The organism is Clavibacter michiganensis (genome assembly GCF_016907085.1).
Lineage (GTDB): Bacteria > Actinomycetota > Actinomycetes > Actinomycetales > Microbacteriaceae > Clavibacter > Clavibacter michiganensis_O.
Genome location: NZ_JAFBBJ010000001.1, coordinates 833,549 through 850,637, shown reverse-complemented (window position 1 = coordinate 850,637; position 17,089 = coordinate 833,549). Strand labels below are relative to the sequence as shown.

The following is a 17,089-nucleotide window of genomic DNA, read 5'->3' as shown; positions in this document are numbered from 1 at the left end:
GAGACAGACAGAGCATGACCAGACGAGCGAAGATCGTCGCGACCCTCGGGCCCGCGACCAGCTCCTATGAGAGCATCCGCGCCATCATCGACGCCGGCGTTGACGTGGCCCGGATGAACCTCAGCCACGGCACCTACGACGTCCACGAGGGCATCTACTCCACCATCCGGAAGGCCGCGGACGACGCGGGCCGCGCGGTCGCGGTCCTCGTCGACCTGCAGGGCCCGAAGATCCGGCTCGGCAAGTTCTCCGACGGCCCGCACGACCTGGCGTTCGGCGACACCTTCGTCATCACCGTCGAGGACATCCTCGGCACGAAGGACATCTGCTCCACCACCTACAAGGGCCTCCCCGGCGACGTGAAGCCGGGCGACCCGCTGCTCATCGACGACGGCAAGGTCACGCTCCGCGTGGTCTCCACCGATGGCACGCGCGTCACGACCACGGTCGAGGTCGCCGGCGCGGTCAGCAACAACAAGGGCATCAACCTCCCGGGCGTCGCGGTCAACGTGCCCGCGCTGTCCGAGAAGGACGAGGCGGACCTCCGCTGGGGCCTCCGCCTCGGCGCCGACCTCATCGCCCTGAGTTTCGTCCGCGACGCCTCGGACATCGTCCGCGTGCACGAGATCATGGACGAGGAGGGACGTCGCGTCCCCGTCGTCGCCAAGGTCGAGAAGCCGCAGGCCGTCGACGCGCTCGAGGAGATCGTCGACGCGTTCGACGCGATCATGGTCGCGCGCGGCGACCTCGGCGTCGAGCTGCCGCTGGAGGCCGTGCCGATCGTGCAGAAGCGCGCGGTCGAGCTCGCCCGCCGCAAGGCGAAGCCCGTCATCGTCGCCACGCAGATGCTCGAGTCGATGATCACGAGCCCCCGCCCCACGCGCGCCGAGGCGTCCGACTGCGCCAACGCGGTGCTCGACGGCGCCGACGCGCTCATGCTGAGCGGCGAGACGAGCGTGGGCGAGTTCCCCGTCGTCACGGTCAAGACCATGGCGCGCATCATCGAGTCGACCGAGGAGCACGGGCTGGAGCGCATCCCCAAGCTCGGCACGCGTCCCTTCACGCAGGGCGGCGCCATCACGCTCGCGGCCGCCGAGGTCGCGGAGTTCGTCGAGGCGAAGGCGCTCTGCGTCTTCACCGAGTCGGGCGACTCCGTGCGCCGCATGACGCGCCTCCGCAACGGCATCCCGATCCTCGCCTTCACGCCGAACGAGGGCATCCGCCGTCGCCTCGCGCTGTCGTGGGGCGTGCAGACCTACCTCGTGGAGCCGGTCACCCACACCGACCAGATGTTCCACCAGGTGGACGACGTGCTCCTCGCGGAGGGCCTCGCGGAGGTCGGCCAGAAGGTCGTCGTCATCGCCGGATCCCCTCCCGGGATCGCGGGCTCGACCAACGAGCTGCGCGTCCACGTCGTCGGCGACGCCGTGAACGAGGCGGCTCCCGCGTACGAGAAGTAGCGCGACGCGCGCGGGGGTCCCGGCCCCCGCGGACGTGCGAGAGGGCGGGCGACCACGTGGTCGCCCGCCCTCTCCGCGTCTCCCTCGCGGGATGCGGTGCCGGATGTGGGACTCGAACCCACACGCCCTCACGGACAGAGCATTTTGAGTGCTCCGCGTCTGCCATTCCGCCAATCCGGCGCACCTCGGCCGTCCGACGCTACCGCAGGCACCGGGCCGATCCGGCACACACCGGCCCGCCCGACGATACCGTAGGCTCCTATCCGTGAGTGACCAGGAAACAGCCCCCGCAGCCCCCCGCCGTGTCGTCGTCGCCGAGGACGAGTCGCTCATCCGCCTCGACATCGTGGAGACCCTCCGCGACAACGGATTCGAGGTCGTGGGCGAGGCGGGAGACGGCGAGACGGCCGTCGCGCTCGCCACCGAGCTGCGTCCCGACCTCGTCATCATGGACGTCAAGATGCCCCAGCTCGACGGCATCTCCGCGGCCGAGCGGCTCAACCGCAACCACATCGCGCCCGTCGTCCTCCTCACGGCCTTCAGCCAGAAGGAGCTCGTGGAGCGCGCGGGCGAGGCCGGCGCGCTGGCGTACGTCGTCAAGCCGTTCACGCCGAACGACCTGCTCCCCGCGATCGAGATTGCGCTGGCCCGCTACGCCCAGATCATCACGCTCGAGGCCGAGGTGTCCGACCTCGTCGAGCGCTTCGAGACCCGCAAGCTCGTCGACCGGGCCAAGGGCCTGCTCAACGAGAAGATGGGGCTCACCGAGCCCGAGGCCTTCCGCTGGATCCAGAAGGCGTCCATGGACCGCCGCCTCACCATGCACGACGTGGCCCAGGCCATCATCGAGCAGCTGAGCGCCAAGAAGGCCTAGCAGGTCGTCGCCGCGGTCGCGCGGCGCCCCGGTCAGCGCCGCGAGCGCTCGCGGATGATGTTGGTGATGCGCACGGTCGAGAGCCGGCGGCCCTCGTCGTCCGTCATGACGATCTCGTGCGTGGTGAGCGTGCCGCCCAGGTGGATCGCCGTGCAGGTGCCGGTGATGGTCCCTGACGTCGCCGAGCGCGTGTGGCTGGCGTTGAGCTCGATGCCGAACGCGACGCGGTCGGGACCGGCGTGGACGTTGGCGGACATGGATCCGAGCGACTCGGCGAGCACGACGTACGCGCCGCCGTGCACCACCCCGTAGGGCTGCGTGTTGCCCTCCGCGGGCATGGTGGCGACGGAGCGCTCGGGGCTCAGCTCGTGGAAGACGATGCCCATCTTCTGGGCGAGCGCTCCCACGTCCTGGGGCTGGCGGAGGAGCCGCGCGGAGGCGTCGTGCTCGGGTGCGGGCTGGGTCATGGGGGATCCTCCAGGGCCGGTCGGACGTCGGGAGCCCTCTATAGGCTGGACCCGTGCCGAACACGGAAAAGCCTACCCTCCTCGTCATCGACGGCCATTCCCTGGCGTTCCGGGCCTTCTACGCCCTGCCGGCGGAGAGCTTCCAGAACCGCGAGGGGCAGCACACGAACGCCGTGCACGGCTTCATCGCGATGCTCATCAACCTCCTGCAGAAGGAGAAGCCCACGCACGTGGGCGTCGCGTTCGACATCTCGCGCTTCTCGTTCCGCACCCGCGAGTACCCCGAGTACAAGGGCACGCGCGGCGAGACGCCCGTGGAGTTCACCGGGCAGGTCCCGCTGCTGGAGCGGGCGCTGAAGACCATGAACATCCCCACCCTCACCAAGGAGGACCACGAGGCGGACGACATCCTCGCCACCCTCGCCACGCAGGGCAGGGAGCAGGGGTTCCGCGTGCTCGTCGTCTCGGGGGACCGCGACGCCATCCAGCTCGTCAACGACGACGTCACGCTGCTCTACCCGTCCACGCAGGGCGTCTCGCAGCTCACGCGGTACGACGCCGAGAAGGTGTTCGAGAAGTACGGCGTGCAGCCCGAGATGTACCCGGACATCGCCGCGCTCGTCGGGGAGACCAGCGACAACCTCATCGGCGTCGACAAGGTCGGCCCGAAGACGGCCGTGAAGTGGCTCAACCAGTACGGGTCCCTCGACGCGGTCCTCGAGCACCGGGACGAGATCTCGGGCAAGGTCGGCGACAACCTGCGCGCCCAGTACGAGAACGTCATCCGCAACCGCCGCCTCAACCGGCTGCTCACCGACGTCGAGCTGCCGCTCGGCCCGAAGGACCTCGAGCGGAAGCCCATCGACGAGCCCGCCCTCCGCGAGGTGTTCGCGGTGCTGGAGTTCAAGCAGCTGCTGGACCGGGTGCTGAAGCTCGAGGGATCCGGTGCCTCCGCGTCGAGCGAGGGCACGCCCGTGGGCGTCGTCGAGCAGGAGCCGTCCACCGCGCCCGCCGCCCCGCAGCCGCAGCAGCTGCTCGACGAGGAGCTCGCGAAGTGGATCGAGAGGCAGAGCGCCGCCTCGCCCCACGGCCTCGGCCTCACGGTCGAGACGCAGGACGGGAAGCCCGTCGGCTTCGGGCTCGCGAGCGCGACCGAGGCGGTGACCCTGCCGTGGCAGGAGGGCCGCGCCGACTACGCGCCGTTCGAGCGGTGGCTCGCGAGCGATGCCCCGAAGATCATGTCCGACGCCAAGGTGCAGGTGAAGGCCATGCGCCGCGCCGGCCTCGAGGTCCAGGGCCTCGCCTTCGACGTGCTCGTCGCCGGCTGGCTCCTGCGCCCGGGCTTCACCGACAAGACGCTCGCCGCGCTCGTCAGCCGCTACCTCCTGGAGGACCTGCCCCAGCCCGACGCGAACCAGCTCGTGCCCGAGACGGAGGCGCTCACGGCGCCCGTCGAGGCCTGGTACACGCTCCGGGTCGAGCACGCGCTGCGCGAGGTGCTCGACGAGCGCACGCTCGGCGTCATGGTCGACATCGAGATGCCGACGCTGCTCGTGCTCGTGGAGATGGAGCTGCGCGGCGTCGCGACCGACCGCGCCGGCCTCGCCGAGCTGTCGGCGCAGCTGCAGGAGCGCGTCACCGACCTCGCCCAGAGGGCCTTCGCCGAGATCGGCAAGGAGATCAACCTCGGGTCGCCCAAGCAGCTGCAGGAGGTCCTCTTCGACCAGCTCGGCATGCCGAAGACGCGCGCCAACAAGACCGGCTTCTCCACGGACGCCGGCGCGCTGGCCGACCTGCAGGCGTCGAACCCGCACCCGTTCCTCGACCTGCTCCTCGAGCACCGCGACGCGAGCAAGCTGCGGCAGATCATCCAGACGCTCGAGCGCGGCATCGGCGACGACGAGCGGATCCACACCACGTACGTGCAGACCGGGACCACCACCGGCCGCATCTCCTCGAACGACCCGAACCTGCAGAACATCCCCGTCCGCACCGAGGAGGGGCGCCGCATCCGCAGCGCCATCCGCGTGGGCGAGGGCTACGAGACGCTCCTCACGGCCGACTACTCGCAGATCGAGATGCGGATCATGGCGCACCTCTCCGGCGACGCGGGGCTCATCGAGGCGTTCGCGGCGGGGGAGGACCTGCACCGCTTCGTGGGATCCCGCATCTTCGGCGTGGAGCCGGCGGATGTGAGCGCCGAGATGCGCACCAAGGTCAAGGCCATGAGCTACGGCCTGGCCTACGGGCTCAGCGCGTTCGGGCTGTCGAAGCAGCTGCGCATCCCGTCGTCCGAGGCGAAGCAGCTCATGACCGACTACTTCGCGCGCTTCGGCGCGGTGCGCGACTACCTCCGCCAGGTCGTGGAGGAGGCGCGCGCGGCCGGGTACACGGAGACGATCTTCGGCCGCCGCCGGCCGTTCCCCGACCTGAACAGCCCGAACCGCGTCCTCCGCGACAACGCCGAGCGGGCCGCCCTCAACGCGCCGATCCAGGGATCGGCCGCCGACATCATGAAGATCGCGATGATCCGCATCGAGTCCGACATGCGCGAGCGCGACATGGCGTCGCGCATGCTGCTGCAGGTGCACGACGAGCTCATCCTCGAGGTCGCCCCGGGGGAGTGGGACGCGCTCGAGGCCATCGTCACCGAACGCATGGCCCACGCAGCCGACCTCCGGGTGCCGCTCGAGGTGCAGGTGGGCCGCGGCGACTCCTGGGCCGCGGCCGCGCACTGACCCGCGCCATCCGCTCGCCCATCCATCCCAGCACGAGGAGCACAGCGCATGACGACAGCACGACTCTCCGACCTCCTCGCCGACGGCTCCATCCGGCTCGACGCGCGCGCCGACGACCGCGAGTCCGCCATCCGCCAGGCGGGCGAGGCGCTGGTCGCGGCCGGCGCGGTCGATCCCGCCTACGTGGAGGCCATGGTCGAACGCGAGCGCTCCGTGTCCACCTTCGTGGGCGAGGGCGTCGCCGTGCCGCACGGCACCCTCGCCGCCGGACGCGACCTCGTGCGCGCCGACGCCATCAGCGTGCTGCGCCTGCCCGACGGCGTCGACTGGGACGGGCACGACGTCCGCATCGTCATCGGCATCGCGGCCACCGGGGGCGGCCACATCGCCCTGCTGTCGCGCCTCGCGGAGATCCTGCTCGACCCCGAGCGGGCCGAGCGGCTGCGCGGCGCGACGGACCCGGCGACGGTCCGGTCGCTCCTGGGAGCCGGTACGGTCGAGGGATGACGACGACGCCGAAGGCCCCCCGACCGCAGACGGACATCGACCGGATCGCCGAGGGGTGGATCGACGCGTCGCTCGACCTGCACCCCGAGGAGCGCGTCTACCTCGGCCGTCCGGGTCGCGAGGGCGAGTACGGCGACACGTCGCCCGCGGGGCACGCGGCGCACGCGGAGGCGGCCCGCGCGGTCGTCCGGCAGCTCGCCGAGGCGACGCCCGTCGACGCCGTCGACGAGGTGACCCGCATGGACCTCACGCGTGAGCTGGAGCTCGACGTCGAGATGCACGACGCCGGCGTGCACCTCTCCGACCTCAACGTGATCGCCTCGCCCGCGCAGGGCATCCGCGAGGTCTTCGACATCTCGCCCACCGCGACCGAGGAAGACTGGGCCCACATCGCCACGCGCCTCGGCAACGTCGCCGGCGCGGTCGACGGCTACATCGAGACCCTGCGCGAGGGAGTGCGTCGCGGCCAGGTCCCGGCGAAGCGGCAGATCCGCGAGGTGCTCGGCCAGGTCGAGCGCCAGGCCGCGCCCGAGGGCTTCTTCCGCTCCTTCGCCGAGGACGCACGGCCCGACGCCGGCGAGCTGCCCGCGTCGCTGCGCCAGGACCTCGGCGCGCGCGCCGAGGAGGCCAGGTCGGCGTACGAGCGCCTCGCCGCCTTCCTCGGATCCGAGCTCGAGCCGGCCGGGCGCGACGCCGACGCCGTGGGCCGCGAGCAGTACGCCCTGCGGTCGCGCTCCTTCCTGGGCGCCGAGGTCGACCTCGACGAGACCTACGAATGGGGCGTCGGCGAGCTCGCCCGCATGGTGGAGGAGCAGGAGGCCATCGCCCGCGAGATCCTCCCGGGCGCCAGCGTGCTGGAGGCCATCGCGCACCTCGACGGCGACGCGTCGCGCAAGCTCCACGGCACGGACGCGCTGCGGGCGTGGATGCAGGAGACGAGCGACCGCGCCGTGGAGGAGCTCGGCCGCACGCACTTCGACATCCCCCAGGAGATCCGCGCGCTGGAGTGCATGATCGCCCCCACGCAGGAGGGTGGCATCTACTACTCCGGCCCCGCCGACGACTTCAGCCGCCCCGGCCGCATGTGGTGGTCGGTGCCCGAGGGCGTCACCGAGTTCGACACGTGGCGCGAGCTGACGACCGTCTACCACGAGGGCGTCCCCGGCCACCACCTGCAGATCGCGCAGGCCACCTACAACAAGGCCGAGCTCAACACCTGGCGGCGCTTCGCCGGCACCTCCGGCCACGCGGAGGGCTGGGCCCTGTACGCCGAGCGCCTCATGCAGGAGCTCGGCTACCTCGACGACCCGGCCGACCGGCTCGGCATGCTCGACGGCCAGCGCATGCGCGCCGCCCGCGTGGTGCTCGACATCGGCGTGCACCTCGGCAAGACCCGCCCCGACGGCGCGGGCCTCTGGGACGCCGACTACGCGTTCGACTTCATGGGCCGCAACGTCAACATGGATCCGTCGTTCGTCCGCTTCGAGGTCAACCGCTACCTCGGCTGGCCGGGCCAGGCCCCCTCCTACAAGGTCGGCCAGCGCATCTGGGAGGACCTCCGCGACGAGACCCGGAAGCGCGAGGGCGACGCGTTCGACATCCGCGCGTTCCACCGCCGCGCGCTCGACGTCGGCGGCGTGGGCCTCGACACGCTGCGGGCCGCGGTCCTGCGCTGACCCGGCGCCGGGCGGTCGCGTCGCGTCGCGTCGTGCTCCCGAGCGGCGCGGTTGTCCCGCCTCCCGGGCCGGGTCTAAGATCGACTGTCGCACTTCTGCGACGACCCATCCGTCCGCCGCTCGACCGGTACCCGCGCGGGTCCGCGCCAGCGGCCTTATTCATGCCCATCCTGGAGCACTAACTACATGACAATCGCAACGACCGACAAGGCGCCCAAGCAGGTCGCGATCAACGACATCGGATCTGCAGAGGACTTCCTCGCCGCGGTCGAGAAGACACTGAAGTTCTTCAACGACGGAGACCTCATCGAGGGCACCGTCGTGAAGATCGATCGGGACGAGGTCCTGATCGACGTCGGCTACAAGACCGAGGGCGTCATCCCCTCGCGTGAGCTGTCCATCAAGCACGACGTCGACCCCACGGAGGTCGTCAAGGTCGGCGACACCGTCGAGGCCCTCGTCCTCCAGAAGGAGGACAAGGAAGGCCGTCTGATCCTGTCCAAGAAGCGCGCGCAGTACGAGCGTGCGTGGGGCGACGTGGAGAAGATCAAGGAGTCCGACGGCGTCGTCACCGGCACCGTCATCGAGGTCGTCAAGGGCGGCCTCATCGTGGACATCGGCCTCCGCGGCTTCCTCCCGGCCTCGCTCATCGAGCTGCGCCGCGTCCGCGACCTCACGCCGTACCTCGGCCAGGAGATCGAGGCCAAGATCCTCGAGCTCGACAAGAACCGCAACAACGTGGTCCTGTCGCGCCGTGCCCTGCTCGAGCAGACGCAGTCCGAGAGCCGCAGCACGTTCCTCAACAACCTCCAGAAGGGCCAGGTCCGCAAGGGCGTGGTCTCCTCGATCGTCAACTTCGGTGCGTTCGTGGACCTGGGCGGCGTCGACGGCCTCGTGCACGTCTCCGAGCTCAGCTGGAAGCACATCGAGCACGCCAGCGAGGTCGTCGAGGTGGGCCAGGAGGTGACCGTCGAGATCCTCGAGGTCGACCTGGACCGCGAGCGCGTCTCGCTGTCGCTCAAGGCGACGCAGGAGGACCCGTGGCAGGTCTTCGCCCGCACGCACGCCATCGGCCAGGTCGCGCCCGGCAAGGTCACCAAGCTGGTGCCGTTCGGTGCGTTCGTCCGCGTGGCCGAGGGCATCGAGGGCCTCGTGCACATCTCGGAGCTCTCCGGCAAGCACGTCGAGCTCGCGGAGCAGGTCGTGTCCGTCGGCGACGAGGTGTTCGTCAAGGTCATCGACATCGACCTCGAGCGTCGCCGCATCTCGCTGAGCCTCAAGCAGGCCAACGACGGCGTCGACCCCGAGGGCACCGAGTTCGACCCGGCCCTCTACGGCATGCTCACCGAGTACGACGACCAGGGGAACTACAAGTACCCCGAGGGCTTCGACCCGGAGACCAACGAGTGGAAGGAAGGCTTCGAGTCGCAGCGCGAGACCTGGGAGCAGCAGTACGCCGCAGCCCAGGCCCGCTGGGAGGCCCACAAGAAGCAGGTCGCGGCGGCAGCCGAGGCCGAGGCGGCCGACACGGGCATCACGTCCGCCGGCCCCGGCTTCACGAGCGACTCGACGGGCGCCGGCACGCTGGCGGACGACGAGAGCCTCGCCGCCCTGCGCGAGAAGCTGTCCAGCTCGAAGTAGCACCACCCGCACCACGACGAGGCCGCTCTCCCTTCGGGGAGGGCGGCCTCCGTCGTCCCCGGCGTCCGTCTGGGGGAGTGCCGCACCTAGGCTGGATCCATGCAGGTGATCGGACTGACGGGCGGCATCGCCGCGGGCAAGACGGTGGTGGCCGACCGGCTGGCGGAGCTCGGCGCCGTGCGCATCGACGCCGATCGGCTCGCCCGGGAGGTGGTGGAGCCCGGCACCCCGGCCCTCGCGGAGATCGCCCGGCGATTCGGTCCCGGCGTCATCGCGCCCGACGGCTCCCTCGACCGGCCCGCGCTCGGCGCGATCGTCTTCCAGGATCCGGACGCGCGTCGCGACCTGGAGGCCATCACGCACCCCGCGGTGCGCGCGCTGTCCGCGCAGCGCATGGCCGCGGCGGGGGAGGCCGACGCCGACGCGGTCGTCGTCTACGACATCCCGCTCCTGGTGGAGTCCGGCCGCGTCGACGAGTTCGACCGGATCGTCGTGGTCCACGCGCCGCGCGAGGAGCGGATCCGCCGCCTCGTCGACCTCCGGGGGATGTCACCCGAGGAGGCCGGACGCCGCATCGCGTCGCAGGCCACCGACGAGGAGCGCCTCGCGATCGCCGACGACGTCATCGACTCCGGCGTCTCGCTGGCGTCGACGCTCGCGCAGACGGATCGGCTCTGGGCGAACCTGTCCGGCGGTGTCGGTGGTCGCTCGTAGGCTGATGGCATGCAGCCCACCCGTTCCGTGCGCCCGTTCAAGGTCGTCAGCGACTACTCCCCGAGCGGCGACCAGCCCACGGCCATCGCGGAGCTGGCGGGCCGGGTCAACGCCGGCGAGCCCGACGTCGTGCTCCTCGGTGCGACCGGAACGGGCAAGTCGGCGACGGCCGCCTGGCTCATCGAGCAGGTCCAACGGCCCACGCTGATCCTCGCGCACAACAAGACGCTCGCCGCCCAGCTCGCCACCGAGTTCCGCGAGCTCATGCCGAACAACGCGGTCGAGTACTTCGTCTCGTACTACGACTACTACCAGCCCGAGGCGTACGTCCCGCAGACGGACACCTTCATCGAGAAGGACTCGTCGGTCAACGCCGAGGTCGAGCGCCTCCGCCACTCCACGACCAACTCGCTGCTCAGCCGTCGCGACGTCGTCGTGGTGAGCACCGTGTCCTGCATCTACGGCCTCGGCCAGCCCGAGCAGTACATGAACGCCATGGTGGCGCTCCAGGTCGGCATGCAGATCAACCGCGACACCCTCATCCGCAAGTTCGTCTCCATGCAGTACCAGCGCAACGACGTCGACTTCTCGCGCGGCAACTTCCGCGTGCGCGGCGACACCATCGAGATCATCCCGATGTACGAGGAGCTGGCCATCCGCATCGAGATGTTCGGCGACGAGATCGAGGCGCTGTACCAGCTGCACCCGCTCACGGGAGACGTGGTCCGCAAGATGGACTCGGTGTCCGTGTTCCCCGGCTCCCACTACGTCGCGGAGACCGAGGTCATGCGGCGCGCCATCGGCACCATCCAGCAGGAGCTCGAGGAGCGGCTCGCCGTGCTCGAGCGCGAGGGCAAGCTGCTCGAGGCCCAGCGGCTCCGCATGCGCACCAACTTCGACATCGAGATGATGCAGCAGATCGGCTTCTGCTCCGGCATCGAGAACTACTCCCGCCACATCGACGGGCGCGACGCGGGGGAGGCCCCGCACTGCCTGCTCGACTACTTCCCGGACGACTTCCTCGTGGTCATCGACGAGTCGCACGTCACAGTCCCGCAGATCGGCGCCATGTTCGAGGGCGACTCGTCGCGCAAGCGCACGCTCGTCGAGCACGGCTTCCGCCTGCCGAGCGCGCTCGACAACCGGCCGCTGAAGTGGAACGAGTTCACCGAGCGCGTGCCGCAGACCGTGTACATGTCGGCGACGCCCGGCAAGTACGAGCTCGGCATGGGCGACGGCGTGGTGGAGCAGATCATCCGCCCCACCGGCCTCATCGACCCGGCCATCGTGGTCAAGCCCACGAAGGGCCAGATCGACGACCTGCTCGAGCAGATCCGCATCCGCGTGGAGAAGGACGAGCGCATCCTCGTCACCACCCTCACGAAGAAGATGGCGGAGGAGCTCACCGACTACTTCGCCGAGGCGGGTGTCCGCGTGCGCTACCTCCACTCGGACGTCGACACGCTGCGCCGCGTCGAGCTCCTCAGCGAGCTGCGCGCCGGCGTGTACGACGTGCTCGTGGGTATCAACCTCCTGCGCGAGGGCCTCGACCTGCCGGAGGTGTCGCTCGTCGCGATCCTCGACGCCGACAAGGAGGGCTTCCTCCGGTCGTCCACCTCGCTCATCCAGACCATCGGCCGCGCGGCGCGCAACGTGTCCGGCGAGGTCCACATGTACGCCGACGTGCTCACGGACAGCATGAAGCGCGCCATCGAGGAGACCGACCGCCGCCGCGAGAAGCAGGTGGCCTACAACACCGAGCACGGCATCGACCCGACGCCGCTGCGCAAGCGCATCGCCGACATCACCGAGATCCTGGCCCGCGAGGGCGAGGACACCAAGAAGATGCTCGAGGGCCGCGGCGGCGGCAAGCGGTCGCCCACGCCCAACCTCCGGCGCGAGGGCAAGGCGGCGGCCGGGGCGAACGAGCTGGAGACGATCATCTCCGACCTCAACGACCAGATGCTGCAGGCCGCGGGCGAGCTCAAGTTCGAGCTCGCCGCGCGGCTCCGCGACGAGCTGGGCGACCTGAAGCGCGAGCTGCGGCAGATGGAGAAGGCCGGCCACCTGTCCTGAGGGCGCCGCCGACGGGGGAGGGCGGCGTCCGCGCCCCCGCTCCGTCGGCGGTGTCGGTGGCGACGCATACGATGGACGGGTGTCAATCTCCCCCGTCGAGTCCTCGTCCCTCCTGAGCGTGCGCGGCGCTCGCGTCCACAACCTCCGCGACGTCGACCTGGACATCCCGCGCGACTCGCTCGTGGTCTTCACGGGCCTGTCCGGGTCCGGCAAGTCGTCCCTCGCGTTCGACACGATCTTCGCCGAGGGGCAGCGCCGCTACGTCGAGTCGCTGTCCGCGTACGCGCGCCAGTTCCTCGGCCAGGTCGACCGGCCGGACGTCGACTTCATCGAGGGCCTGAGCCCCGCGGTCTCCATCGACCAGAAGTCGACGAACCGCAACCCGCGCTCGACGGTGGGCACCATCACCGAGATCTTCGACTACATGCGCCTTCTCTGGGCGCGCATCGGCGTCGCGCACTGCCCCGTGTGCGGCGAGCGCATCTCCCGCCAGACCGTGCAGCAGATCGCCGACCAGCTGATGGAGCTGGAGACCGGCACCCGGTACCAGGTGGTCAGCCCCATCGTGTCGCAGAAGAAGGGCGAGTTCGTCGACCTGTTCGCGGAGCTCGCGTCCGGGGGATACTCGCGGGCCATCGTCGACGGGGAGCTCATCCAGCTCAGCTCGCCGCCCAAGCTCAAGAAGCAGTACAAGCACGACATCTCGGTGGTCGTCGACCGCCTGGTCGCGAGCGACGACATCCTGGGCCGCCTCACGGACTCGCTCGAGACCGCGCTCCGGCTCACCGACGGCATCGTGATGATCGACTTCGTCGACGTCGAGGGCCCGGGCGGCCTCCGCACGTACTCGGAGAAGCTGTCCTGCCCGAACAACCACCCCATCCAGCTCACCGAGATCGAGCCCCGCACCTTCTCGTTCAACGCTCCCTTCGGCGCCTGCCCCGAGTGCTCCGGCCTCGGCACGCGCATGTCGGTGGACCAGGAGCTCCTCATCGGCGACGAGTCGCTGAGCATCGCGGACGGCGTCATCCTCCCGTGGACCACGCAGGGCAAGGGCCTCTTCCAGTACTACGAGAAGCTGCTCGCGGGTCTCGCGCGCGACCTCAAGTTCTCGCTCACGACGCCCTGGCGGAAGCTCTCCGAGGAGGTCCGCGAGGCGGTCCTCCGCGGCAACGACTTCGAGGTCCAGGTGAAGTGGAAGAACCGCTACGGCCGCGAGATGACCTACTCGTCGGGCTTCGAGGGCGTCATGCCCTACATCGAGCGCCAGTTCGCCCAGGCGGAGACCGACAACCAGCGCGCCCGCTGGGGCGAGTACCTGCGGGAGATCCCGTGTCCCGTCTGCGACGGCAAGCGCCTGAAGCCCGAGGTGCTCGCGGTGCTCGTGCACGGCGCGAACATCGCCGACGTCGCCGAGATGAGCCTCTCGGACGCGCAGGAGTTCATGGCCCAGCTCGAGCTCACCGACCGCGAGGCGCACATCGCCGCACAGGTGCTGCGGGAGATCCGCGTCCGGCTCGAGTTCCTCATCGAGGTGGGGCTCAACTACCTCAACCTCGCGCGTGCGGCGGCGTCGCTCTCCGGCGGCGAGGCGCAGCGCATCCGCCTGGCAACGCAGATCGGCTCCGGGCTTACGGGAGTGCTCTACGTGCTGGACGAGCCGTCCATCGGCCTGCACCAGCGCGACAACCGCCGCCTCATCGAGACGCTCGTGAAGCTGCGCGACCTCGGCAACACGCTCATCGTCGTCGAGCACGACGAGGACACCATCCGCACGGCCGACTGGATCGTCGACATCGGTCCCGGCGCCGGCGTCAACGGCGGCAACGTCGTGCACTCCGGTTCGTACGAGGGGCTCATCGAGAACCGCGAGTCGCTCACGGGCGACTACCTCGCGGGTCGCCGCGCCATCGCGACGCCGGCGAAGCGCCGGAAGATCGACAAGAAGAGGCAGATCCAGGTCGTCGGTGCTCGCGCCAACAACCTGCAGAACGTCACCGCGACCTTCCCGCTCGGCACGCTCACCGCCGTCACGGGCGTCAGCGGATCCGGCAAGTCCTCGCTCGTGAACGACATCCTCTACCGCGTGCTCGCCAACGAGCTCAACGGCGCCCGCAAGGTGCCGGGCAAGCACTCCCGCGTCACCGGCCTCGAGAACCTCGACAAGGTCGTCCACGTCGACCAGAACCCCATCGGCCGCACCCCGCGCTCGAACCCGGCCACGTACACGGGCGTGTTCGACCGCATCCGGAACCTGTTCGCCGAGACCACCGAGGCCAAGGCCCGCGGGTACCTCCCCGGACGCTTCAGCTTCAACGTCAAGGGCGGGCGCTGCGAGGCCTGCTCGGGCGACGGCACCATCAAGATCGAGATGAACTTCCTGCCCGATGTGTACGTGGCCTGCGAGGTCTGCGGGGGAGCGCGGTACAACCGCGACACCCTGAGCGTCCACTACAAGGGCAAGAGCATCGCCGAGGTGCTCGACATGTCCATCAGCGAGGCGGCGGAGTTCTTCGAGCCGATCCAGGCCATCCACCGCTTCATGAAGACGCTGGTGGACGTGGGCCTCGGCTACGTGCGGCTCGGCCAGAGCGCCACGACGCTGTCCGGCGGCGAGGCGCAGCGCGTCAAGCTGTCGACCGAGCTGCAGCGGCGCTCGAACGGCCGGAGCATCTACGTGCTCGACGAGCCCACCACCGGCCTCCACTTCGAGGACGTGCGCAAGCTCCTCCTCGTGCTCAACGGGCTGGTCGACAAGGGCAACACCGTCATCGTCATCGAGCACAACCTCGACGTCATCAAGTCCGCCGACTGGCTCATCGACATGGGTCCCGAGGGCGGGGCGGGCGGCGGCACGGTGCTCGCCACCGGCACGCCCGAGCACCTGGCCACCGTGCCGGAGAGCTACACGGGCGGATTCCTCAAGGAGGTCCTCGACGCCGAGGCCGAGGCGGCGGCGGTCGCGTCCCAGCGTGCGCGCGAGGAGCGCGCGGCCGGCTGATGGCCCGCACCGACACGGTCGGCTACCGCCCGGCGGCGGGGGAGATCCCCACGTCGCCCGGCGTGTACCGCTTCCGCGACGCCGCGGACCGCGTGCTCTACGTGGGCAAGGCGAACAACCTCCGCGCCCGGCTCGCGAACTACTTCGCGCCCCTCGAGAGCCTGCACGAGCGCACGCGGCGCATGGTCACGTCGGCGGCGGGCGTCGAGTGGACCGTGGTCGGCAGCGAGTTCGAGGCGCTCCAGCTCGAGTTCACGTGGATCAAGGAGTTCGATCCGCCCTTCAACGTCAAGTTCCGGGACGACAAGTCGTACCCCTACCTGGCGGTCACCCTCGGCGAGGACCACCCTCGGGTCATGGTCACCCGCAACCGCAAGATCCGCGGTGCCAAGTACTTCGGCCCGTACACCAAGGTCTGGGCCATCCGCGAGACGGTCGACCACCTGCTCAAGGTGTTCCCCATGCGCTCCTGCTCGGAGAGCACGTTCAAGCGGGCGCGGCAGACCAACCGCCCGTGCCTGCTCGGCGACATCGGGCGCTGCGCCGCGCCGTGCGTCGGCCGCGTCTCGCAGGAGGAGCACCGCGAGATCGCGGACGACTTCGTGAGCTTCATGGCGGGCAACGACTCCAAGTACGTGGGGCAGCTCACGCAGCGGATGAAGGACGCCGCGGCGGAGATGGACTACGAGGCCGCGGCACGCCATCGCGATGACATCGGCGCCCTCGAGGCCGCCCTCTCCAAGACCGCCGTCGTGTTCGACGACCGGGTGGACGCGGACGTCTTCGGCATCGCGGCCGACGAGCTGGCGGCCGCCGTGCAGCAGTTCATGGTCCGCGGCGGCCGCATCCGGGGCACGCGCACCTGGGTCGTCGACAAGGAGCTCGACATCGGCATCGGCGAGCTCGTCGAGACCGTCCTGCACAACGCCTACGAGGACGAGGCGCACCCGCCGCGCGAGGTCCTCGTCCCCGAGCTGCCGGCCGACGCCGCGGAGCTCGAGCTGTGGCTCAGCCAGCGCCGCGCCGCGGGGGAGGACGACGGATCCGTGCGTCGCGGCCGCCCGAGCTCGTGGCAGGTCGACCTCCGGGTCGCGCAGCGCGGCGACAAGGCGGCGCTCGCGCACACCGCCGCCACCAACGCGCAGAACGCGCTCATGCTCTACAAGACGCGCCGCAGCTCCGACTTCACCACCCGCTCCAAGGCCCTGGCCGACATCCAGGAGGCGCTCGGCATGCCGGACGCCCCGCTGCGGATGGAGTGCTACGACGTCTCGCACCTGAGCGGCACCAACATCGTCGCGTCCATGGTGGTCTTCGAGGACGGGCTGCCGCGCAAGGACCAGTACCGCCGCTTCAACATCGCCGACTCCACGGACGACACCGAGTCGATCCACCAGGTCATCACGCGCCGGCTCGCCTACCTGGGCAAGGAGGCGGAGTTCCCGGCCGACGCGGCGCCGCCGGAGCTCGGCGAGGCGCCGCCCGTCAACAAGTTCTCCTACAGCCCCAACCTGCTCATCGTCGACGGCGGTCAGCCGCAGGTCGCGGCGGCCCAGCGGGCGCTCGAGGAGTCGGGCGTGACGGGGATCCAGCTCGCGGGCATCGCCAAGCGCCTCGAGGAGATCTGGCTGCCGGACTCCGATTACCCGATCATCCTGCCGCGCAACAGCGACGCCCTCTTCCTCATCCAGCGCATCCGCGACGAGGCCCACCGGTTCGCCATCACGCACCAGCGTGCCCGGCGCAAGCGCGACATCACGTCGGTGCTCAACGAGATCCCGGGGCTCGGGCCGTCGCGCGTGCAGCGGCTGCTGCAGCAGTTCGGCTCCGTGGCCAAGCTGAAGCAGGCCGAGGTCGAGGAGATCGCCGCCGTCCGCACCATCGGGCCGACGCTGGCGCAGGCCGTCTACGAGCGGCTCCGCTCGTGACCCGCGC

The 17,089-nt window shown here is 70.3% G+C and carries 11 protein-coding genes and 1 tRNA gene; 10 read left to right on the top strand and 2 right to left on the bottom strand.

The annotated features are described in order from the left end of the window. The first annotated feature begins 14 nt into the window (after positions 1-14). Positions 15-1,460 (top strand): pyruvate kinase, encoded by a 1,446-nt coding sequence (gene pyk / locus JOE38_RS03875; RefSeq protein WP_204574938.1) that lies wholly within the window; start codon positions 15-17, stop codon positions 1,458-1,460. Between the two features lie 97 nt (positions 1,461-1,557). Here the strand turns inward: pyk and JOE38_RS03870 are convergent. Beyond that, positions 1,558-1,640: transfer RNA gene (locus JOE38_RS03870), tRNA-Leu, on the bottom strand. An 85-nt stretch (positions 1,641-1,725) separates the two neighbouring features. Here JOE38_RS03870 and JOE38_RS03865 point away from each other — a divergent pair. Next, a complete protein-coding gene (locus JOE38_RS03865; protein ID WP_015490426.1) occupies positions 1,726-2,334 on the top strand; it encodes an ANTAR domain-containing response regulator in 609 nt (202 codons plus the stop codon). 32 nt (positions 2,335-2,366) lie between these two features. Here the strand turns inward: JOE38_RS03865 and JOE38_RS03860 are convergent, their stop codons facing one another. Then, positions 2,367-2,801: a PaaI family thioesterase gene (locus JOE38_RS03860; protein ID WP_204574937.1), complete on the bottom strand. Its 435-nt coding sequence runs from the start codon at positions 2,799-2,801 to the stop codon at positions 2,367-2,369. Between the two features lie 53 nt (positions 2,802-2,854). Between JOE38_RS03860 and polA the strand changes: the two genes are divergently transcribed. From polA to uvrC, 8 genes are all read left to right on the top strand, one after another. After that, the gene (polA, locus tag JOE38_RS03855; protein WP_204574936.1) at positions 2,855-5,539 is read left to right on the top strand and encodes a DNA polymerase I; all 2,685 of its coding nucleotides are present in this window, start codon (positions 2,855-2,857) and stop codon (positions 5,537-5,539) included. Positions 5,540-5,587: 48 nt separating this feature from the next. Then, entirely contained in the window at positions 5,588-6,046 is a 459-nt protein-coding gene (locus tag JOE38_RS03850; protein WP_204574935.1) for a PTS sugar transporter subunit IIA, read from the top strand. Further along, positions 6,043-7,722: a DUF885 domain-containing protein gene (locus tag JOE38_RS03845; protein ID WP_204574934.1), complete on the top strand. Its 1,680-nt coding sequence runs from the start codon at positions 6,043-6,045 to the stop codon at positions 7,720-7,722. The genes JOE38_RS03850 and JOE38_RS03845 overlap by 4 nt, the downstream gene beginning before the upstream one ends. 186 nt (positions 7,723-7,908) lie before the next feature. Further along, positions 7,909-9,363: a 30S ribosomal protein S1 gene (rpsA, locus tag JOE38_RS03840; protein ID WP_012038440.1), complete on the top strand. Its 1,455-nt coding sequence runs from the start codon at positions 7,909-7,911 to the stop codon at positions 9,361-9,363. 99 nt (positions 9,364-9,462) lie between these two features. Beyond that, a complete protein-coding gene (gene coaE / locus JOE38_RS03835) occupies positions 9,463-10,077 on the top strand; it encodes a dephospho-CoA kinase (RefSeq protein WP_204574933.1) in 615 nt (204 codons plus the stop codon). A gap of 9 nt (positions 10,078-10,086) precedes the next feature. Beyond that, positions 10,087-12,153, top strand: a complete 2,067-nt coding sequence (gene uvrB / locus JOE38_RS03830; RefSeq protein ID WP_204574932.1) for an excinuclease ABC subunit UvrB — start codon at positions 10,087-10,089, stop codon at positions 12,151-12,153. Between the two features lie 79 nt (positions 12,154-12,232). Next, positions 12,233-15,154, top strand: a complete 2,922-nt coding sequence (uvrA, locus tag JOE38_RS03825) for an excinuclease ABC subunit UvrA (protein WP_204574931.1) — start codon at positions 12,233-12,235, stop codon at positions 15,152-15,154. Next, positions 15,154-17,082: an excinuclease ABC subunit UvrC gene (uvrC, locus tag JOE38_RS03820; RefSeq protein WP_204574930.1), complete on the top strand. Its 1,929-nt coding sequence runs from the start codon at positions 15,154-15,156 to the stop codon at positions 17,080-17,082. Before uvrA ends, uvrC begins: the two co-directional genes overlap by 1 nt. Positions 17,083-17,089 lie beyond the last annotated feature (7 nt).

Bases quoted from the DNA above. Each gene is read 5' to 3' on its own strand.
- rpsA (WP_012038440.1), top strand. From the start codon at position 7,909: ATGACAATCGCAACGACCGACAAGGCGCCCAAGCAGGTCGCGATCAAC.
- JOE38_RS03845 (WP_204574934.1), top strand. From the start codon at position 6,043: ATGACGACGACGCCGAAGGCCCCCCGACCGCAGACGGACATCGACCGG.
- uvrB (WP_204574932.1), top strand. From the start codon at position 10,087: ATGCAGCCCACCCGTTCCGTGCGCCCGTTCAAGGTCGTCAGCGACTAC.
- JOE38_RS03860 (WP_204574937.1), bottom strand. From the start codon at position 2,801: ATGACCCAGCCCGCACCCGAGCACGACGCCTCCGCGCGGCTCCTCCGC.
- coaE (WP_204574933.1), top strand. From the start codon at position 9,463: ATGCAGGTGATCGGACTGACGGGCGGCATCGCCGCGGGCAAGACGGTG.
- JOE38_RS03850 (WP_204574935.1), top strand. From the start codon at position 5,588: ATGACGACAGCACGACTCTCCGACCTCCTCGCCGACGGCTCCATCCGG.
- pyk (WP_204574938.1), top strand. From the start codon at position 15: ATGACCAGACGAGCGAAGATCGTCGCGACCCTCGGGCCCGCGACCAGC.
- uvrC (WP_204574930.1), top strand. From the start codon at position 15,154: ATGGCCCGCACCGACACGGTCGGCTACCGCCCGGCGGCGGGGGAGATC.